Origin of the sequence: Flagellimonas alvinocaridis (assembly GCF_004916895.1) — a bacterium.
Taxonomy (GTDB): Bacteria; Bacteroidota; Bacteroidia; order Flavobacteriales; family Flavobacteriaceae; genus Flagellimonas; species Flagellimonas alvinocaridis.
In genome coordinates this window covers 225,289-244,102 of sequence record NZ_SNTZ01000002.1, presented here as the reverse complement: position 1 = coordinate 244,102, position 18,814 = coordinate 225,289, and the positions used below count along the sequence as shown (strand labels likewise).

Here is an 18,814-nt window from a genome sequence, read left to right as displayed (position 1 = left end):
ATATTACAAAAAACTTTGGTCCTTTGGTCTGCTTTTTCTGAATGTTATAATTTTATCGGTCTAAATTCGTCCATGAAGCTCACTATACTTATCCATTGTCCTGACCAATCCGGTATTATACGATCAGTAACCACTTTTATCCATCAGCAAGAAGGAAACGTTGTGTATTTGGATCAGCATGTGGACAAACAAGCGGGGGTTTTCTTTATGCGTTTGCAAAGTGAGTTTGAAAAAGAAATTGTTTTGGATGGTTTCAAGACAGAATTTGACGCTACGCTTGCCAAGGAATTCAATATGGAGTGGGATGCCTATCTTGAAGGCTACAAACCAAAAATGGCCATCTTTGTATCCAAGTACAACCATTGCCTTTATGACTTATTGAGCCGTTTCAAATCCGGAGAATTATTGGTTGATATTCCTTTTATCCTGAGCAACCACCAAGATTTGGCCTATGTGGCGGAACAGTTCAAGATTCCGTTTTACCATGTTCCTGTCACCAAGGAAACCAAGGAGAATGCCGAAGCCGAACAGCTCAAACTATTAAAGGAACACCAAGTGGATTTTATCGTATTGGCACGTTACATGCAGATTATATCCCCAAGATTGATTGATACCTATCCTCAAAAAATCATTAACATCCACCATTCCTTTTTGCCAGCCTTTGTAGGAGCTAAACCTTACCATGCCGCTTTTGAACGTGGTGTGAAAATTATTGGGGCCACTAGTCATTATGTAACTGAAGATTTGGATGCCGGCCCTATTATTGAACAGGATGTTACGGCTGTTTCCCACTCGCATTCCATAAAAGATTTTATTGCCAAGGGTAAAGATTTGGAACGTATTGTACTTTCCCGTGCCGTACAGTTGCACGTAGCCCGAAAAACCATGGTCTACAACAACAAGACGGTGATTTTTTCTTAAAAATTGCATCCCACAAACCTTGTTAAGGGCTAATATTCTATATTTTCACTCCATAACTATAAAAAAAATACCATGAAACGAACACTGCTATGCATTCTCCTATTTCAGTTTGTGGGATGCACCGAACTGCAACAAGTAGTAAACCAATTGCCCCAAGGAACCACAGGAATTGGAAACGCAGAAATTGCCCAAGGTCTTAGGGAAGCCCTAAACATGGGTATTGAAAAACAAGTGGACAAGTTGGCCCTTGAGAATGGCTTTTTTAAGAATGAACTGGTAAAAATCCTTTTACCCCAAGAGCTTCAGAAGGTAGACAAAACCCTTCGCGATGTGGGTCTTGGCAATCTGGCCGATGAAGGTTTAAGAATCATCAACCGTGCGGCAGAGGATGCCGTGGGTGAAGCCACTCCTATTTTTGTGGAGGCCGTTAAGGGAATCACCTTTAATGATGCCAGACAGATTCTATTGGGAAGCGACAATGCCGCCACACAGTACTTGGAAGGTTCAACCAAAACAAAATTGTACGAAAAGTTTAATCCTATCATCAAAAATTCTTTTCAAAAAGTGGGGGCTGACCAAATCTGGAGCAACATCATTACCAAGTACAACAATTTGCCGCTTACCAACAACGTAAACCCAGATTTAACCGACTACACTACCACCCAAGCCTTGTCTGGAGTATATACCATGATTGCCGTGGAAGAGAAGGAAATTCGGACAAAAATTTCCTCTAGGACCACCGATTTGTTAAAAAAGGTATTTGCTTTGCAAGATTAATCATAATTTTTTTCGAATTACACAATAATAGAAATTTATTGTCGTTATAATTTCAATAAAATGAGACATTTATAACAAATTCCTAAAGTTAATTTAACCTTTATCCCACGGTTAAGCGGGAATTTTGCAAAGAATTATAATTATCTGAGTTAGCATTTTTTTGAGTTAGTTAGTTTTAAAACCGGTGCATGCACCGGTTTTTTTATACCCCTAAGCGACCATGCTAATTCTTTCTGTAAAGTCCATCGAATGCCGTGGATACAAGATCGTCCCCTTGTAAAACCTCCCAAAGTTGCCGCACGGTACCATCCATATTTTTGGTCCAGATGATTCGGTTTCTATACATTTTACCATCATCTTTCATAAACTCTTCTGAAGTAAGAATCATTTGATTGCCGACCTTGTTTCCTTTTAATTTTAGGTGCGTACCGGTATTGTCCACCCATAACTGTTCCCATTGCTGATCGGCTATGTTGAAAAAGTTGATGCTGGTACCAGTATATCCCGGGTTGGCACTGACCCAATTCTCACGAATCACACATCCATTTTCTTCCCTGTTAATACTACTCTTACCTGCAGGAGTACCATCGGCGAAATTAGTAACCGTCCATTCGCCCACCCAAAAATCAAAAGCTTTTTGATCATTTGAACAGCAATTACACCCAGCAGTTTTTTGGGCATTTAGATAAAAAGTGGACAACAAGATAAAGGACAGCACCAATCTCCGCATAAGGCAGTCTTTTGTATTCCAAAAATGTTCAAGTGGCTCTCCTAAAGGTACGTTAATTAATTCCTTAAAAAATGTAAAGGGGTGTGAACAAAACATCCCGCAATGTTAAATTTTAGATAAAGTACCTGATTTATAGACGTATACCGCCACATCGTATAATCCACTGAGCCGTTTTGGACGTATCTTTGTTATAACAAATCTTGTAATATGAACAATCAGTATTGTAGAGTCGGAACTGTGACCCCGATCACTAGCGGAAATCAGGCAATCTCCATTTTGGAGTTCAGATACAACAACTTTCTTGAAAAAGCAGCCAATGTATCATCCATGGATACTCATTTGGGTGAATTTTTCAGAAGAAAGGCCCAAGGCATCAAAAAGATATTGGAAGCTTTGAGCTAAGACTTTTGAAGCAGTTTTTCCAATTCAATGGCCATTTCCATTTGAATGGCTTTAGCTTTGTTTGCAGCAACATCTGCAAAATCCAACCCTTGGGAAGCATACAGTATTCCTCGGGAAGAGTTGACCAATAGCCCAACCTCTTGGGTCATTCCGTATTGGCAGACTTCCTGTAAGCTTCCTCCTTGTGCCCCTACTCCTGGCACCAACAAAAAACTTTCCGGTACTATTTTCCGAATTCCCTCTAGATAAGTGGCTTTTGTAGCCCCCACTACATACATCAACCTTTCTGAATTTTTATACGTTTTAGATATCTCCAAAACTTCTTTATAAAGTTCTTTATCTCCAATTTTCTTGGTCTGAAAATCAAAAGCCCCTTGATTGGATGTCAATGCCAACAATATGACGTGCTTATTCTCGAAATCCAAAAATGGCTCCACGGAATCACGGCCCATATATGGTGCAATGGTAATCGAATCAAAATTCAAGGTTTCAAAAAAGGCCTTGGCATATCTTGTGGATGTATTTCCAATATCTCCCCGCTTGGCATCGGCAATGGTAAAAACTTCAGGATGCATCTCATTTAAATAGCCCATGGTCCTTTCCAAGGATTTCCAACCTTGGAGACCATACGCTTCATAGAATGCAATGTTGGGCTTATAGGCCACACAGTATGTATGGGTAGCATCTATGATGGCCTTATTGAATGCGAAAATGGGATCCTCCTCTTTGAGCAGGTGTTGGGGAATCTTATCTAGATCTGTATCCAATCCAACGCATAGAAAGGATTTCTTTTGATGGATCTGTGAAATTAAGTGCTCTATTTTCATGGACAGGTATTCTCGCCTTGCTTCTAACCGTTAAAAAATTTCCGAAGCTTCTTTTAATTTCTCGGTGTTTTCCACTAGCATCAACTCATCAATTATTCTTTGGATATCTCCATTGATGATATTCTGCAAATCGTAAAGGGTAAGGCCAATTCTATGGTCTGTTACCCTGCCTTGGGGATAATTGTATGTTCTGATCTTTGCCGAACGGTCACCACTACTTACCTGGGAATTTCTTTTAGCGGCATCCTCGGCTTGTTTTTTGGCCAACTCCATGTCATACAATCTAGATCGAAGCACCTTAAAGGCCTTATCTTTATTCTTGTGCTGGGACTTCTCATCCTGACACTGCGCCACCAACCCTGTGGGGATGTGCGTCAACCTAACTGCGGAATAGGTAGTGTTTACCGACTGTCCACCTGGACCTGAAGAACAGAAATAATCAATCCGGACATCTTTTGGGTCTATCTGCACATCAAAATCCTCGGCTTCGGGAATCACCATCACCGTAGCCGCACTGGTATGCACCCTACCTTGGGTTTCGGTCTGTGGTACGCGTTGTACCCGATGTACCCCTGCCTCAAACTTTAAGGTACCATACACATCTTCCCCGGAAACCTCAAAATGGATTTCCTTATATCCCCCACTGGTTCCTTCACTTAAATCGATAATATTGGTACGCCACCCTTTGGATTCGCAATATTTGGCATACATCCGGTACAGGTCTCCCGCAAAGATGCTGGCCTCATCGCCTCCAGTGCCTGCCCTGATCTCCATGACCACATCTTTGGCATCTTCCGGATCTTTTGGGATGAGCAAGAACTTTATCTCTTCTTCCAACTTGGGCAAAGCCCCTTTGGCCTCCTCCAACTGCATCTTGGCCATTTCCACCATTTCGGCATCATTTCCATCTGCGATGATTTCCTCAGCCTCTTCAATATTGTTGGTAAGGTTGATATACTCTTCACGTTTATCCGCGAGTACTTTCAGGTCCTTGTATTCCTTGTTCAGCTTAATGTACCGCTTCTGATCGGCAATGACATCAGGCTGAATGATCAAGTCCGAAACCTCATCAAAACGCTGTTTTACAATGTTGAGCTTGTCTAGCATAGATCCATCCTCGTTAAGATTGCGAATTTACGATTTTTGGTTGGATTGTATTTCCAAGAAGTGTATCAGTTCCCTACAAAAGTGGTCCCCAAAGTAACAATGAATGCATTGAGACCATCGCTTCGATCATACTGACTAAAGCGCAGGTCTATAGTCTTCAATCCGAAACTGAACACCTTGGTATTGGCAAAGATGTCTTTGTATTGGATTCCCGCTCCATACTGATGGGCATCATATTTGGACAAATCGTAGTCCGAAGTATAAAATTCAAAGGTGGAGAGGGCGGCTTCCTTTGAATAGAAATAATCCGCCGCCGTTTGGGTGTAATAGCGATACGCAGGATAGAGCGTAAACTTATCCGATAACTTAAAGGGAAGTTCCAGATTGGCCGTATGCGAAGTAATACCCCAATCATCCCAGTAAAAGCGATAGTAGGACCGGAGCACCAAAAAATCGTTCACATAATAATTGAGCCTCCCTCCAAACGGAAGCTTCAATCTGCTGTCCGGCAACTGTTCCACATCATCCGCCAATTGGAAATCATCAATAAAAAAATCGGAAGCATTCCCAAAATAAACTCTTTGAAAAGGTGTACTCAACAAACCGCTCTGGGAAACCACATCCATAAAAAGGGCTCCCTGTAACTTTTTCCCTAAAATTTGGGAAAAACTCAAAGAAAGCGAGTAGGAGTTCCGACTTTCCTTATCAAATTCAGTAAAAGTGGGAGCATAGGAACCATTCCCCTCTACCCTATCATCAAAAAACCCTGGTCGTAGCTCAATGGGGTAAATAGCATTCCACTTATCCAAAAAAACATTTCCGCCCAGACTCAACTCTGTGTTCTTTTCATTGAACAATCGGGTATAGCTCCCTCCAAAACCAATTGAGAAATAGTCGTATTCCGATGAAAAATACGCATTGGCACTCCAAATAGTGTTCCGGTCTTCCGAAGTATGCTGGTAACTAGGGTTGATATAGGCCAATACATCTTTACGCGATTCCCCTGTTGATGCATCAAAAGGGGTAACATTGACCCCGCCATCCAGTGGATTCACATTACTGGATGAAGCAGACGTATAGGCAGACAACCCAACATCTACCGTTAACACATCATCTTCGTTCAAGGGCATGCGTAGTACAATGCTCGAGGTGGCATCGGTGAGTTCTTCGGTACCTTCTCCTCCTGTTACCGCGGCATTATTACCATCCTGATTATAATAACTAAACAGCAAATCAACCTCACTGGTCTCCAACACCCGCCTTTTGTAAGTAGTATTGTCTTGTTGTGCCATTACCGTGGAGATACCCAACAATAGCAAAAAGAAAGTGGGCAAACTTTTGGGTAAACCACCGCAGATTTTGGTCATCGTCACTTTAATTGCATCCACAACCGCCGCCTGTTTTTCCTCCGTTGGCTCCCGAAGAAGCTTCCCGATAGATATGGAAATTCGTTTCAAAACGTTCGCAAGGCCGTGCGCTCAATTGCATTTCGGCATCGCTCAAGTATACCTTATCGTATTCCCGAACTACTACACAGGAGCTGGAACAAATCAACAACAAAAAGAAAAAAGCAAGCTTAGCCATAGTTAAATTTAGGGATTCGTATCGAAAATGATTCCAGAACTCTTGTGTATTTTGTTATTGGAATCCACCACAACGGCCTCAACTCCATCTATTTGATTGATCATGTGGATTCCGCTATCCTTTCCCATGATAAAGACAGCTGTTGCCAAAGCATCACAAAGTTCGGCCTGTTTGGCAAAAATGGACACACTGTTGATTCCTGTTGTGGGATATCCGGTTCTTGGGTCAATGATATGGGAATATTTTTTTCCTTTGAACATGATAAACTTTTCATAATTGCCCGAAGTGGCCACCGAAGACTCTATAATGGGCATCCAACTGAACACCTTGTCCTTGCTCAACGGATTGGCAATACCCACCAACCATTTCTCCCCAGTCACCTTGGTTCCCCAAGTGGTAAGGTCGCCGGAAGCATTTATAATCCCTCCTTTCACCCCTTTGGAGGACAAAAGCTCCTTGGCCCGATCTGCAGCATACCCTTTCCCAATGGCACCAAAACTGATGCGCATTCCAGGATCCTTTAAAAAAACCGACCGCTCATCGGGATTCAATAGTATTTTTTGATACCCAATCTTGGTTATGGAACTTTGAATTGCCTTTTCTGATGGGATACTGTCCATACTACCGTCAAACTTCCAAATATTATCCATGGAAGCATAGGAAATATCAAATGCCCCATCCGTTATCTCCGAAATTTTTATGGATCGCTCAATAAGCCCATAGAGTTCCGGACTTACTTTAACGGGTTTTATTCCCGCATTCTGATTAATTTTTGAAGTTTCGGAATTGGGGTCCCAAGAAGATATTATTTTCTCGATCCGTTCAATTTCCGAAACAGCCTCATCAATATCCAAATAGCCTATTTCCTCGTTTGGGGCCACCACGGTAATCTCGAACCGGGTACCCATCAATTTCATGGTCTTTTTAACCGTAATATCCCTTCGCTCCAACTGCCCAATGGACAGCAGACAAGAAAAACTGAACAAAAGGACACACAATTTTCTCATGGGATAAAGCCGTTCAATATGGATATGTATTTTTTGGGCGATGCTTTGACATTGAACCCGGTTTTACCCAAGACTGACTGGTCTTTATTCAAAACAACAACTAACGGAAAGTGGCCCTTAGGGTTAAACTTTTGAGCAAGAGCTGCGTTGGTTTCCGACAATTCCAAAGGGAGTTCATTTTTTTTCTTCCTTGGGAAATCCGCTTTATAGAGTACATAATGTTCGCTGGCATACAACTTAAATTCTTCGGACTGCCAAATATTCTTTTCCAGTCGTATGCAAGGAGCACACCAATCGGAACCCGAAAACACTAAAATGATAGGTTTGTTTTCTTTATTTGCCAAACCAACAGCCTTATCAAAACTACTTTGCCATTCTTGGGCCTGCAGGCTTCCAAAAACAAGTAGGAATATAATTATGAGGAACTGTTTCATGATTTGGGACTTATAATAAAACTACTTACTCAAAAACCCGAAGTATGGAGCCGTCGAGTTCGGTATTGAATATTTTAAGGGGGTTGCTGGTTGTACTCAAGTTCAAGGAAGTCCCGTCTTGTGCAAATCGGGATTGATGTGTGCTGCAATGAAAAACACCACCGTCTTCAGAAATAAATCGTATTTCTTCGGTTCCTTGGTGACTACAAATCTTACTGGCCGCTATTAATTCCCCTTGAAGGTTTCTGGCCACGACAATATCCAAATAGGTTAGGTTGGCCGATGATTTCACCGAAATGTAACCGCCATTGTTTGCCAACGGTGCCGCTTCCGCGGAAGTCAAATCTATGGTAAAGTCCACACCTTCGGATACTGGAAAGGTTTCCAGTTCTCCATCTTTTGAACACCCTTGTAAACAGGGAAAAGTTAAGGCAAATGCAGCACCTGCCCCTAAACTTCTTAGAAATTCCTTCCTTTCCATAGCATGAGGTTTATAAAAAGAACGTGAAATTAAGCTGATTCGTATGCCTAATATTCAAACTTTCCGTACGTGCTTTGAATGGTAAGTCTCTTGTCTTCCGATGCCTCAACCCTACCAATGACCTGAGCATCTACATCAAATTGTTTTGCAATGGAAATAATATCCTCAGCTACTTTAGGATTTACATACAACTCCATCCGGTGCCCACAATTGAACACTTGGTACATTTCCTTCCAATCGGTCCCGGACTGCTCCTGGATCAGTTTGAAAAGCGGAGGTACGGCAAACATATTGTCCTTAATGATATGAAGGTTATCCACAAAGTGGAGAATCTTCGTCTGTGCCCCACCGCTGCAATGCACCATACCGTGAACTTGCTCGGCAGTATATTTTTCCAAAACTTTTTTGATGATTGGCGCATAGGTTCTTGTGGGAGAAAGTACCAATTTTCCAGCATCCAATGGAGAATTGGGCACCGTGTCCGTTAATTTCACCTGTCCAGAGTACACCAAGTCATCTGGAACAGACGCATCATAGCTCTCCGGATATTTTTGGGCCAAATATTTTCCAAAAACATCATGGCGGGCCGAGGTAAGCCCGTTGCTTCCCATTCCGCCATTATATTCATTTTCATAAGTGGCTTTCCCAAAAGAGGCTAGCCCTACAATAACATCTCCCGCCTCAATATTGGCATTATCTATGACTTTGGAACGTTCCATCCGGGCGGTTACTGTGGAATCGACAATAATGGTTCGGACCAAATCGCCAACATCCGCTGTTTCACCACCTGTGGAACGGATGGAGATTCCATGCTTGTCCAAATCAGAAATAAGCTCTTCTGTTCCATTGATTATAGCCGAAATGACTTCTCCGGGAATCAGGTTTTTGTTTCTTCCTATGGTGGAAGACAACATAATGTTATCTGTGGCCCCTACGCAGATAAGGTCGTCCACATTCATGATCAAGGCATCTTGGGCAATCCCTTTCCAAACCGAAATATCACCGGTTTCCTTCCAATACATATAAGCCAGGGAAGATTTGGTCCCGGCACCATCGGCATGCATTACCAAGCAGTGTTTTTCACTTCCTGTTAAATAATCAGGGACTATTTTGCAGAACGCCTGTGGAAAAAGGCCTTTGTCAATGTTCTTAATGGCATTGTGCACATCTTCCTTAGAGGCCGAAACTCCTCGCTGCGCATATCTTTTACTGGTTTCAGATGACATTTTTAAGCTTTGGGCAAAAATAACGGAAAGCCACGAATTAATCGCTAGGTCTGTTTTCCTTCTTTCCTATTTTCCAAACAATAGTTCCCTGTACTTGGTAAATGGCCATAAATCGTCCGCAATAAGTTTTTCAAGTTTATCGGACTGTGCACGAATAACATCAAAATAAGGTTTCACATTGTCACAATATGCTTGTGCTTTTTTATGTGCGGTGGAAAGTCCGTTGGCCCGTTTTCTGGCATCGGTCATTTCGTCTGTCAATTTTTTGATTTCCATGATGTGCTCACCAATCTGCTCCAAAATATTCAGCTGAGTCTCCGCCACCTTCTTATGGGCAGCACCATAGACTTCTTTTAATCCGGAAACGTTTTCCAACAAAACGTTCTGATACCTAATGGCAGCCGGTATGATATGGTTGTAGACCATTTCACCCAACACCCGCCCTTCTATTTGAATATGAAATATATAGGCTCCCAATTCCACCTCTTGGTGGGCTTTGAGTTCCACCTCGCTCATAACTCCCATATCCTTGAACAGGGAAATGCTTTCCTTGGAAGTAATTACTTGCAATGCCTGCGGAGTGTTCTTGTTATTGCTCAATTTTCTCCTTCTGGCCTCTTCCTGCCATTCTATTCCATACCCGTCACCTTCAAAACGAATACGCTTGGAGGTTTTTATGTATTCCCTTAAAACATTGAAAACTGCCTCATCCTTTTTAAGGTTCTTTTTATCGATAAGCGCATCCACCTCCTTTTTAAATTCGGTGAGCTGTTTAGCCACAATGGTATTGAGTATGGTCATGGGTTTGGCGCAATTGGTCTTGGAACCTACACCTCTCATCTCAAATTTATTCCCTGTAAAAGCAAAGGGGGAAGTACGATTACGGTCCGTATTGTCCAAAAGTATCTCTGGAATCTTCCCTACCACATTTAGCTTGAGTTCTGTTTTTTCCTCTGGCGACAGTTTTCCTTTGGAAACCCCTTCCAATTCGTCCAACACATCGCTCAGCTGTTTGCCAATGAAAATGGAAAGTATGGAAGGCGGTGCTTCGTTGGCCCCCAATCTGTGATCATTACTGGCCGATGCAATGGAGGCACGCAACAATTCTTCATACGAGTCCACCGCCTTGATGGTGTTCACGAAAAATGTTAAAAACTGAAGGTTTTTCATCGGTGTGGTACCCGGGCTTAGCAGATTCACCCCTGTATCTGTTGCCAATGACCAGTTGTTATGTTTTCCAGAACCGTTGATACCTTCAAATGGCTTCTCATGAAAAAGCACCCTAAAATCATGTCTGTCCGCAATCTCTTCCATGACATCCATCAGCAATAAATTATGATCAACAGAAAGATTGGCTTCCTCAAATACAGGAGCCAGCTCGAACTGGTTTGGTGCCACTTCGTTATGACGTGTCTTTACTGGAATACCCAATTTAGTGCATTGTTTTTCCAAGTCACTCATAAAACTTAGCACCCTTGGCGGTATCACTCCAAAATAATGGTCATCCAATTGTTGTCCTTTAGCCGCGAGATTGCCCACAAGGGTACGACCCGCCATTACCAAGTCCAATCGGGATTGAACCAGCGCTTTGTCCATTAAAAAGTACTCCTGCTCCCAACCTAGGGTAGCATAGACCTTGCGTACGTTTTTGTCAAAATACTGTGCAACATCCGTTGCCGCTTGGTCAATGGCATGCAACGCCCTCAAGAGCGGCGCCTTATTATCTAGGGCCTCTCCCGTATACGCCACAAAAATGGTTGGAATACAGAGGGTTGTTTTATAAATAAATGCCGGCGATGTTGGGTCCCACGCCGTATATCCACGAGCCTCAAAAGTGTTTCGGATTCCTCCACTGGGAAAGCTGGACGCATCAGGTTCTTGCTGTACCAATTGGGCACCACCAAACTTTTCCATGGCTCTTCCATCAGGCAAAATATCAAAGAAAGCATCGTGTTTCTCTGCCGTAGCACCCGTCAAGGGTTGAAACCAATGTGTGTAATGCGTAGCTCCCATGGACAACGCCCAAGCTTTCATCCCTTCGGCCACTTGGTCAGCTATTTTTCTATCAATTTTATTCCCTTGAAAGATGGCCGACTTTACATTGTCAAAAGCCTCCTTGGTCAAAAATTGGAGCATCTTATCCTCGTTGAACACATTCTTTCCGAACAGTTCGGAACGTTTCCCAGCTTCATCAATGGTAATGTGTTCCCTTTTTCTGCTCTCTGTCAGAGCATTGAATCTCATTTTTGGCATCGGTAAGCGATTTAATATGCAAAGCTACAATTAACAATTTAATAATTTTACGGACGAAAAATACTTTTTTTTCATATTACCCCCTCAAAAACAGGGGCAACAAAAATTTTATCGTTGATTTTGTCATTTTAACCCTGCAAAAGATATATTCTCGGATGAAAAATATATTTTTGTCAATCATAAATTTGAGAACAAATAACTAGCACGATTATGAGCAAATCTAAATTAGAGTACATCTGGTTGGATGGTTATGAGCCAACGGCCAACATGAGAAGCAAAACTAAAATTGAGGACGATTTTAGCGGGAAATTGGAAGATTGCCCCATTTGGTCTTTTGATGGGAGTTCTACCCAGCAAGCAGAAGGTGGTTCATCTGACTGTTTATTGAAGCCTGTGGCCATTTACCCTGACCCAGCTCGAAAGAATGGTTATTTGGTAATGGCTGAGGTATTGAACTCTGATGGTACACCTCACGTTTCTAACTCAAGGAACACCATTGATGATGAGAACGATGATTTCTGGTTCGGTTTCGAACAAGAATATTTTATTATGGATACCCACACCCAACTTCCTCTAGGCTTCCCTGTTGGAGGTTACCCTGGACCGCAAGGTCTTTACTATTGCTCTGTTGGTGGAAAAAACACTCATGGCAGGGAAATTGTTGAAAGACATGCGGATCTTTGTATAGAAGCTGGCCTAAACTTTGAAGGTATCAACCAAGAAGTAGCCTGTGGCCAGTGGGAATTCCAGATTTTTGCCAAAGGCGCCAAAAATGCCGGAGACCAAATTTGGATAGCCCGTTATTTATTGGACAGATTGACCGAAGAGTATGATTACTATATTGAATACCACCCAAAACCCATTAAAGGAGATTGGAACGGTTCCGGTATGCACGCCAACTTCTCTAACAGCACACTAAGAACCTGTGGTTCCAAAGAAGTGTATGAAAAAATATGTGAAGCCTTTAGACCAGTTGCTTCTGAGCACATTGCCGTTTACGGTGAGTTCAACGACCAACGATTGACTGGAAAGCACGAAACAGCTTCCATCCACGATTTCAGCTACGGAGTTTCAGATAGAGGAGCCTCCATTCGTATTCCAATCCTAACCGTTGAAAAGGGATGGAAAGGATGGTTGGAAGATAGAAGACCTGCTTCCAATGCGGATCCATATAGAGTAGCTGCCAGAATTATCACCACGGTAAAATCAGCCAAGGTATAATGTAGCATGCCCCATAATGCATAGATTAATTGTTGACTATATAAAAACCGCCCCATGGGGCGGTTTTTTAATTTATGGTGATGTATACAAAAGACGCATAAAAGGCAAGAAGCACTAGACCGTCCCGCCATCCAAGTCGTAAGCCTCTAGGAAAAAATACCAAGGGAAGTATCAGAAAGGATATACCCAACATCCAAAAAATATCACTTGAGAGCAGGCCTTGGTCCACAACAGTTATTGGGGTGATTATCGAAGTAATCCCCAAAACCGCCAAAAGGTTAAAAATATTGGACCCTATCAAATTCCCCAACGAAATAGCTTTTTCCTTTTTCAACACTGCAATTACAGAAGCCGCCAGTTCTGGGATGCTGGTACCTACAGAAACCACCGTTATCCCAATAACCCTGTCGCTCACCCCAAAAGAAGATGCCATTCCTACTGCCCCATCAATCAAAAATTCTGAGCCACCCCAAAGTGCGGTACCACCCAAACCTAAAAACAATGTAGTCTTGTACATAGGAAGAGGTATGTCATCTTCCGGCATTTCATCCACAACGGCCGTTTTTTGAAAACGAAGAAGATAAACCAAGAACAAGAACAGCATAGCAACCAGAATAATGCCTTCATACTGTTGCAGTACCCCATCAAAATAAATAAATCCACAAAAAAGTAACGAAGCCACCATCATTACAGGCCAATCGGTGGTATAAAAATTCTTTCGGACATCTATACTTCCCATAAGTACGGTAACGGCCAATACCAAGCCCAGGTTTGCAATATTGGAACCTACCACATTGCCCAAGGCCAAATCTGGAAATCCATCCAAAGCTGCTTTAATGCTTACAATTAGTTCCGGAGCCGATGTGGCAAATGAAACCACCGTCATCCCAATTACAATTTTGGGTATAGCCAATCTGAGGGAAAGTGCCACTGCGGATTTTAATAACCAGTTTCCTCCTGCAATTAACAATACAAGACCCAGAACAATAAAAAGTATGTTTTCCAAAGAGTACGAATTTGTGGCAAATATATATGAAGATTTATTAATGGTTGAGCTTCAAGAAAAGTGTTGCCAACTTGAGCAAAAATCTATCTAAACCAAGCGCAATTTTGTTATGAAAAATGGCGAAAGAATTTATTAAATCCTATCGGCCCCATTAATGAAATGACCAAAAAAGCCCCATTTTTAAACCATACTCCCCTTGGTTTTCAAAAAAGACTTAAAAACAGCCCTACAATTATTACATTTTATAATTCCTTCAAGGTTTTTGTATTTAAATATGTAACTAGTTCCAAGGCACATTAAAAATATTGAAGGGCCATCTCATTTAAAAGACTACAATCCTGTATGCAATTGTATAGATTCTTGGTCAAAAACTTGGAGACATGATTTCTATCATTTTAAATTGAAAAAACAAAATCAGAAAACAACCATTTTTTAACCCAAAATCCATCTACCGATGATAACTATTGTGAAACTTTTTGTGATGCTCCTCATCCTCATCATTGAATCAATTTTCATATGATGAAATATATCTTTTTGACTTACAATTTCCCTTTTATTAAAAGTTTAGCATTTATGTTCTACTGATTTGATTATTTTACACCTGTAACAAATCAACTTAAAAAAAGTGAAAAAAGTAACAATTCTAGCCATGGCATTTTTAGCCATGACATCCTGTAAACAAGAAGCAAAAAAAGAGGAAGCCCCTTCCCAAAGTGATGAGTTCTCCAAAGTATTGGACAATTATTATGAGGATGGACTCAAATTGAATCCATTGGCCGCCACCTTGGCTGGTGACCACAGATATGATGATTCATTTGCCAATCCGCTTTCTGATGCCTACAAGGAACAATCAAAATCCTATTATGAAGGGTATAAAGAAATGCTGTCTCAATTCCCGGATGAAAATCTTACTGAAAGTGAGCAAATGAGCAAGGCCATTCTCTTATGGGAGTGCAACATTAATCTGGAAGAATTTAATTTCAACGCCGATCTTACCCCTATTGACCAAATGTGGTCCCTTAATTTATTTGTGGGGCAGTTGGCAAGTGGAGCCAGCGCCCAGCCTTTCAAAACGGTCCAAGATTACGAAAATTGGATGAAACGAGTAGATGACTATTTGGAATGGCTATCCAGTACGGAAGCCAAGATGAAGGAAGGTATGGAAAAGGGTCATGTGCTTCCAAAGTCATTGATTGTAAAGGTACTTCCCCAACTTCAATCCCAAACAATCAAAAATATTGATCAGCATCTTTTTTATCAACCCATAAAGAACATGCCAACAGATTTTACTGATGAACAAAAGGCATCGCTAACTGCTTCGTATGAAGACATGATCACAAACAAGATCATTCCAGCCTACGAAAGCTTATACAATTTTATGAGTACCGACTACTTAGCTGCCGGTAGAGAAACAAGCGGCATACAAGGTGAACCCAATGGAGATGCCTATTATGCCCATCAAATTAAAAAATACACTACCACCAACATGACTGCAGCCGAAATCCACGAATTGGGATTGAGCGAGGTGGCCCGTATACGTTCCGAAATGGAAAAAGTAAAGGCCCAGGTTGGTTTTGAAGGGGATTTAAAAGCATTCTTCGACTATGTCCGAAACCATAAGGACCTTATGCCATTTACTGAACCCCAGCAGGTAATTGACAACTTCAATGCCATTCATGAGCGCATGAAGCCACAGATTGAAAAACTTTTTGACCAAAAACCAAAAACCCCTTTTGAAGTAAGACGCACCGAGGCATTTCGTGAGAATTCGGCAAGTGCCGAGTACAACCAAGGGTCCTTGGACGGTACCCGACCTGGTATTTTTTATGTTCCCATCCCCGATGCCAGTAAATACAATACCTATTCGGATGAGTCCCTTTTCCTTCATGAAGCCATTCCAGGTCATCATTACCAAATTTCATTGACTCAAGAGAATGAGGAGCTTCCCCATTTCAGAAAGACACTTTGGTATAGTGGATATGGCGAGGGATGGGCCCTTTATACAGAGTCTTTGGGTAAAGAATTGGGACTGTACACCGACCCCTACCAATATTTTGGAATGTTGGGAGCTGAAATGCACCGAGCTGTGCGTCTTGTGGTAGACACGGGCCTACATTCAAAAGGGTGGACCCGTGAGGAGGCCATTCAATATTCCTTGGACAATGAAGCTGAATCCGAGGCCAGTATCATTTCGGAAATTGAACGATACATGGCCAACCCAGGTCAAGCTTTGTCCTATAAAATAGGGCAATTGAAAATTAGGGAGCTTCGCAAAAAGGCCGAAGATGCTCTAGGGGACACCTTCAATATTGGGCAATTCCACAACCAAGTTTTGGAGACCGGTTGTGTTCCCTTGGCTTTATTGGAGGATAAAATTGACCGTTGGATTACTTCCAACAAATAAGAATTTCATGAAAAGGCCAACTTAGTTGGCCTTTTTTCTTTTTATCCCTCTACAAGGGGCAACCCAATATCTTGGTTATATTTGCTTTAACCAACACCTAACACCATGCTTTTCAAAATTTTGGCAAAAATCAATAAGGCAATACTTCCATCCTATACCAAAAAGGGATTGGACCTTTCCAAGGCTTCCAAATTACAATTGGCCATTATAGGCTGGCGGTACTATGTTACCAAAAACGCTTTGAATTAATATTGCAGAAGAGCCTCTATTTGGTAACCGTTTAGTTTTTTGGCTCCATTTAAGAAGGTAAGCTCTATTAAGAAATTGCATTGTACCACTTCCCCACCAAGTTTTTCAACCAGCTTGCAGACGGCGCTGGCCGTTCCTCCTGTGGCCAGTACATCATCATGCACCAACACTTTTTCGCCTTTTCTTATGGCGTCTGTATGAATTTCCAAAGTTTCCGAACCATATTCCAGCTCATAGGATTCCGAAATGGTAGTATAGGGAAGTTTTCCAGACTTTCTCACTGGCACAAACCCGGCTCCTATGCGTGAGGCAATTAATGGCGCAAATATAAACCCCCTACTATCAACCCCAACCACTTTATCAACATGCATATGACTTGCAAAACCGCAAAGAACATCACAAGCTTTATTCAGTGCTTCAGGATTGTTTAAAAGTGGTGTTATGTCCTTGAAATTCACACCAGGTTTCGGAAAGTCTTCGATATCACGAATGTAGGAAGCAAAATCCATAATTTTTTTGACAGATGAGGTTTTGCAGTAAAGGTAAAAAGAAATATATTTGCAGCCCTATTAAAAGGCCGCGTGCCCACCCGTTCCGAAGGGAACGTTCGGACGGGGCGCGAAAATGACATTTTGATGTTCTTTGTTTATGTGCTGTACAGTTCTAAATTTGAGCGATATTATGTTGGTTTCACCAAGGATATCGCTAGACGATTGAAGGAACACAACACAGGAAAAACCACATCGACCAAACCATTTGTTCCTTGGAAGCTGATTCGCAAAGAAAGTTTCGAAACTTTAGCAGAGGCTCGGAAAAGAGAAAAATACTTGAAATCGGCTGCTGGAAGAAGATGGAGAAAATTACATATTAGGCCGCGTGGCGCAACTGAATAGCGCATCTGATTACGGCTCAGAAGGTTGCAGGTTTGAATCCTGCCGCGGTCACTTAAAATACAAACCCTGTATGAAAATGCAGGGTTTTGTTATTTATTGAAATACCGTAAGTTGCAGACCGTTGTAAATACTGGTAATGACAAAATCGTTGTGTCGTTGGGTTGCCGGTTTACATTTTCAGGAAGACATGCAAAGGGATTAATCAATGTACTGGCATCAACCCTTTTCTATTGTAACAACTTATGCTTTAGGTTGAAGATAATATCTGAAATGAAGAGAGGCATGTATCTTATCGTCAGCCCTTCAAATGAAAAATCAATTGCGTTTTTATAATTTTTATCGAACTCTTTTTTGAGCCGCCTTCTAAACTTGATTGTATCCTGACTTTTAGGTTCTGTCCGTTTACCTTTTCGAGTATTATGAAGATGGTATTTAATATTTTCCATCAATCTTTTCCTAACCAATTCGTTTAATGCATTGTCATTGGGAAAGAGATTTTGTGTTCTATTCTTCAAATAAAGGTTCACATCAAAAACTATATACTTTCTTGCGTCATAACTGTTTCTTGTAATGGATTCATTATTATCGACAAAATACATATACAAGGGCGCATTTATATAACAGGCAGACTCGACGTGTTCCAATAAATCAATACCAAAGATGACATCGGATGTTATGTGTATACCTTCCTTAAACTTTATCTTTTTCGCCAGTTCCTTCGGATATAGATTTCGCCAGAGGTAAAACCCCTTTTTCAAATAATCTTCAAGGATTTTCCCCTTTTCCCATGTCTCAACTTTTAATGACGAAAAGGTTTCGGGAAATTCTTTTTTGCGGTTTGAGACCAGTGCTTCAAAAATGAAGATCTTATTGCTTTGACCATCTACATAATTCATCAGTAGTTGATACATGTCTTTATGTATCCAGTCATCCGCATCAACAAATGAAATATAATCCCCCGTCGACTTTTCAAGTCCCCTGTTCCTAGCTACAGAGACCCCTTGATTTTTTTGATGCAGAACTTTTATTCTAGCATCTTTAGATGAATAGTCATCACATATTTCCGGAGAACCGTCAGTAGACCCATCATTGATCAAAATAACCTCTAGGTTGCTATACGGTTGCCCAAGAATGCTGTCCAAACATCGCCTAAGGTATCTCTCTACATTGTAGACAGGTACTATGACGCTTATTTTGTGTTTCATACATATTGACTCTTAATACTGAAGAAGCAAAGGCGGGATAGAGCGAAAACCGTGAGGAAGAGAATAATTCGAATGTATAAGGAATGG

Annotated in this window: 20 protein-coding genes and 1 tRNA gene; 8 read left to right on the top strand and 13 right to left on the bottom strand. The window is 41.5% G+C overall.

Features of this window, described 5'->3' with window-relative positions:
- Positions 1-72 precede the first annotated feature (72 nt).
- A complete protein-coding gene (purU, locus tag EZV76_RS06380; protein WP_136565764.1) occupies positions 73-921 on the top strand; it encodes a formyltetrahydrofolate deformylase in 849 nt (282 codons plus the stop codon).
- Between the two features lie 72 nt (positions 922-993).
- Positions 994-1,698 carry a DUF4197 domain-containing protein gene (locus EZV76_RS06375; RefSeq protein WP_136565763.1) on the top strand — a complete coding sequence of 235 codons (705 nt, stop codon included), beginning with the start codon at positions 994-996 and terminating at the stop codon, positions 1,696-1,698.
- Between the two features lie 223 nt (positions 1,699-1,921).
- On the opposite strand, the gene EZV76_RS06370 is transcribed toward EZV76_RS06375, so the two are convergent.
- Positions 1,922-2,428, bottom strand: coding sequence for a hypothetical protein (locus tag EZV76_RS06370; RefSeq protein WP_136565762.1), 507 nt, complete (start codon positions 2,426-2,428; stop codon positions 1,922-1,924).
- A gap of 207 nt (positions 2,429-2,635) precedes the next feature.
- On the opposite strand from EZV76_RS06370, the gene EZV76_RS06365 reads away from it, so the two are divergent.
- Positions 2,636-2,830, top strand: a complete 195-nt coding sequence (locus EZV76_RS06365; RefSeq protein ID WP_136565761.1) for a hypothetical protein — start codon at positions 2,636-2,638, stop codon at positions 2,828-2,830.
- On the opposite strand, the gene pyrF is transcribed toward EZV76_RS06365, so the two are convergent.
- The 9 genes from pyrF to EZV76_RS06320 form a co-directional block, all read right to left on the bottom strand.
- Positions 2,827-3,657 (bottom strand): orotidine-5'-phosphate decarboxylase, encoded by an 831-nt coding sequence (gene pyrF / locus EZV76_RS06360; protein WP_136565760.1) that lies wholly within the window; start codon positions 3,655-3,657, stop codon positions 2,827-2,829. The two genes, EZV76_RS06365 and pyrF, sit on opposite strands and share 4 nt — an antisense overlap.
- 30 nt (positions 3,658-3,687) lie before the next feature.
- Entirely contained in the window at positions 3,688-4,764 is a 1,077-nt protein-coding gene (gene prfA / locus EZV76_RS06355; protein ID WP_136565759.1) for a peptide chain release factor 1, read from the bottom strand.
- Between the two features lie 65 nt (positions 4,765-4,829).
- Positions 4,830-6,056: a DUF3570 domain-containing protein gene (locus EZV76_RS06350; protein WP_201741837.1), complete on the bottom strand. Its 1,227-nt coding sequence runs from the start codon at positions 6,054-6,056 to the stop codon at positions 4,830-4,832.
- 82 nt (positions 6,057-6,138) lie between these two features.
- Positions 6,139-6,348 carry a DUF4266 domain-containing protein gene (locus tag EZV76_RS06345; protein WP_136565758.1) on the bottom strand — a complete coding sequence of 70 codons (210 nt, stop codon included), beginning with the start codon at positions 6,346-6,348 and terminating at the stop codon, positions 6,139-6,141.
- A gap of 8 nt (positions 6,349-6,356) precedes the next feature.
- Positions 6,357-7,355 (bottom strand): FAD:protein FMN transferase, encoded by a 999-nt coding sequence (locus EZV76_RS06340; protein WP_136565757.1) that lies wholly within the window; start codon positions 7,353-7,355, stop codon positions 6,357-6,359.
- Positions 7,352-7,789: a thioredoxin family protein gene (locus EZV76_RS06335; RefSeq protein ID WP_136565756.1), complete on the bottom strand. Its 438-nt coding sequence runs from the start codon at positions 7,787-7,789 to the stop codon at positions 7,352-7,354. The genes EZV76_RS06340 and EZV76_RS06335 overlap by 4 nt, the downstream gene beginning before the upstream one ends.
- A gap of 25 nt (positions 7,790-7,814) precedes the next feature.
- Positions 7,815-8,270 (bottom strand): QcrA and Rieske domain-containing protein, encoded by a 456-nt coding sequence (locus EZV76_RS06330; protein ID WP_136565755.1) that lies wholly within the window; start codon positions 8,268-8,270, stop codon positions 7,815-7,817.
- 47 nt (positions 8,271-8,317) lie between these two features.
- The gene (locus EZV76_RS06325; RefSeq protein WP_136565754.1) at positions 8,318-9,496 is read right to left on the bottom strand and encodes an AIR synthase related protein; all 1,179 of its coding nucleotides are present in this window, start codon (positions 9,494-9,496) and stop codon (positions 8,318-8,320) included.
- Positions 9,497-9,562: 66 nt separating this feature from the next.
- The gene (locus EZV76_RS06320; RefSeq protein ID WP_136565753.1) at positions 9,563-11,749 is read right to left on the bottom strand and encodes a glutamine synthetase III family protein; all 2,187 of its coding nucleotides are present in this window, start codon (positions 11,747-11,749) and stop codon (positions 9,563-9,565) included.
- A 210-nt stretch (positions 11,750-11,959) separates the two neighbouring features.
- On the opposite strand from EZV76_RS06320, the gene EZV76_RS06315 reads away from it, so the two are divergent.
- Complete coding sequence (locus EZV76_RS06315) at positions 11,960-12,970, top strand: glutamine synthetase beta-grasp domain-containing protein (RefSeq protein WP_136565752.1); 1,011 nt, start codon at positions 11,960-11,962, stop codon at positions 12,968-12,970.
- A 67-nt stretch (positions 12,971-13,037) separates the two neighbouring features.
- Here the strand turns inward: EZV76_RS06315 and EZV76_RS06310 are convergent, their stop codons facing one another.
- On the bottom strand, positions 13,038-13,976 hold the full coding sequence (locus EZV76_RS06310) for a calcium/sodium antiporter (protein WP_136565751.1): 939 nt from the start codon (positions 13,974-13,976) through the stop codon (positions 13,038-13,040).
- Between the two features lie 625 nt (positions 13,977-14,601).
- Here EZV76_RS06310 and EZV76_RS06305 point away from each other — a divergent pair.
- Both EZV76_RS06305 and EZV76_RS06300 read left to right on the top strand, forming a co-directional pair.
- Entirely contained in the window at positions 14,602-16,380 is a 1,779-nt protein-coding gene (locus EZV76_RS06305; protein WP_439107622.1) for a DUF885 domain-containing protein, read from the top strand.
- Between the two features lie 105 nt (positions 16,381-16,485).
- On the top strand, positions 16,486-16,629 hold the full coding sequence (locus tag EZV76_RS06300; RefSeq protein WP_136565750.1) for an SsrA-binding protein: 144 nt from the start codon (positions 16,486-16,488) through the stop codon (positions 16,627-16,629).
- On the opposite strand, the gene EZV76_RS06295 is transcribed toward EZV76_RS06300, so the two are convergent.
- Positions 16,626-17,138, bottom strand: coding sequence for an adenine phosphoribosyltransferase (locus EZV76_RS06295; RefSeq protein ID WP_136565749.1), 513 nt, complete (start codon positions 17,136-17,138; stop codon positions 16,626-16,628). The genes EZV76_RS06300 and EZV76_RS06295 overlap by 4 nt on opposite strands.
- 126 nt (positions 17,139-17,264) lie before the next feature.
- Here EZV76_RS06295 and EZV76_RS06290 point away from each other — a divergent pair, with 126 nt between their 5' ends.
- Both EZV76_RS06290 and EZV76_RS06285 read left to right on the top strand, forming a co-directional pair.
- Positions 17,265-17,522 carry a GIY-YIG nuclease family protein gene (locus EZV76_RS06290; protein WP_136565965.1) on the top strand — a complete coding sequence of 86 codons (258 nt, stop codon included), beginning with the start codon at positions 17,265-17,267 and terminating at the stop codon, positions 17,520-17,522.
- A tRNA-Arg gene (locus EZV76_RS06285) sits at positions 17,500-17,573 on the top strand. The genes EZV76_RS06290 and EZV76_RS06285 overlap by 23 nt, the downstream gene beginning before the upstream one ends.
- 176 nt (positions 17,574-17,749) lie before the next feature.
- On the opposite strand, the gene EZV76_RS06280 is transcribed toward EZV76_RS06285, so the two are convergent.
- A complete protein-coding gene (locus EZV76_RS06280; RefSeq protein WP_136565748.1) occupies positions 17,750-18,727 on the bottom strand; it encodes a glycosyltransferase in 978 nt (325 codons plus the stop codon).
- Positions 18,728-18,814: the final 87 nt, after the last annotated feature.

What these genes read in the sequence shown, in the direction of transcription:
- purU (WP_136565764.1), top strand. Translation starts at nt 73, where the DNA reads ATGAAGCTCACTATACTTATCCATTGTCCTGACCAATCCGGTATTATA.
- EZV76_RS06375 (WP_136565763.1), top strand. Translation starts at nt 994, where the DNA reads ATGAAACGAACACTGCTATGCATTCTCCTATTTCAGTTTGTGGGATGC.
- EZV76_RS06370 (WP_136565762.1), bottom strand. Translation starts at nt 2,428, where the DNA reads ATGCGGAGATTGGTGCTGTCCTTTATCTTGTTGTCCACTTTTTATCTA.
- EZV76_RS06365 (WP_136565761.1), top strand. Translation starts at nt 2,636, where the DNA reads ATGAACAATCAGTATTGTAGAGTCGGAACTGTGACCCCGATCACTAGC.
- pyrF (WP_136565760.1), bottom strand. Translation starts at nt 3,657, where the DNA reads ATGAAAATAGAGCACTTAATTTCACAGATCCATCAAAAGAAATCCTTT.
- prfA (WP_136565759.1), bottom strand. Translation starts at nt 4,764, where the DNA reads ATGCTAGACAAGCTCAACATTGTAAAACAGCGTTTTGATGAGGTTTCG.
- EZV76_RS06350 (WP_201741837.1), bottom strand. Translation starts at nt 6,056, where the DNA reads ATGGCACAACAAGACAATACTACTTACAAAAGGCGGGTGTTGGAGACC.
- EZV76_RS06345 (WP_136565758.1), bottom strand. Translation starts at nt 6,348, where the DNA reads ATGGCTAAGCTTGCTTTTTTCTTTTTGTTGTTGATTTGTTCCAGCTCC.
- EZV76_RS06340 (WP_136565757.1), bottom strand. Translation starts at nt 7,355, where the DNA reads ATGAGAAAATTGTGTGTCCTTTTGTTCAGTTTTTCTTGTCTGCTGTCC.
- EZV76_RS06335 (WP_136565756.1), bottom strand. Translation starts at nt 7,789, where the DNA reads ATGAAACAGTTCCTCATAATTATATTCCTACTTGTTTTTGGAAGCCTG.
- EZV76_RS06330 (WP_136565755.1), bottom strand. Translation starts at nt 8,270, where the DNA reads ATGGAAAGGAAGGAATTTCTAAGAAGTTTAGGGGCAGGTGCTGCATTT.
- EZV76_RS06325 (WP_136565754.1), bottom strand. Translation starts at nt 9,496, where the DNA reads ATGTCATCTGAAACCAGTAAAAGATATGCGCAGCGAGGAGTTTCGGCC.
- EZV76_RS06320 (WP_136565753.1), bottom strand. Translation starts at nt 11,749, where the DNA reads ATGCCAAAAATGAGATTCAATGCTCTGACAGAGAGCAGAAAAAGGGAA.
- EZV76_RS06315 (WP_136565752.1), top strand. Translation starts at nt 11,960, where the DNA reads ATGAGCAAATCTAAATTAGAGTACATCTGGTTGGATGGTTATGAGCCA.
- EZV76_RS06300 (WP_136565750.1), top strand. Translation starts at nt 16,486, where the DNA reads ATGCTTTTCAAAATTTTGGCAAAAATCAATAAGGCAATACTTCCATCC.
- EZV76_RS06295 (WP_136565749.1), bottom strand. Translation starts at nt 17,138, where the DNA reads ATGGATTTTGCTTCCTACATTCGTGATATCGAAGACTTTCCGAAACCT.
- EZV76_RS06290 (WP_136565965.1), top strand. Translation starts at nt 17,265, where the DNA reads ATGTTCTTTGTTTATGTGCTGTACAGTTCTAAATTTGAGCGATATTAT.
- EZV76_RS06280 (WP_136565748.1), bottom strand. Translation starts at nt 18,727, where the DNA reads ATGAAACACAAAATAAGCGTCATAGTACCTGTCTACAATGTAGAGAGA.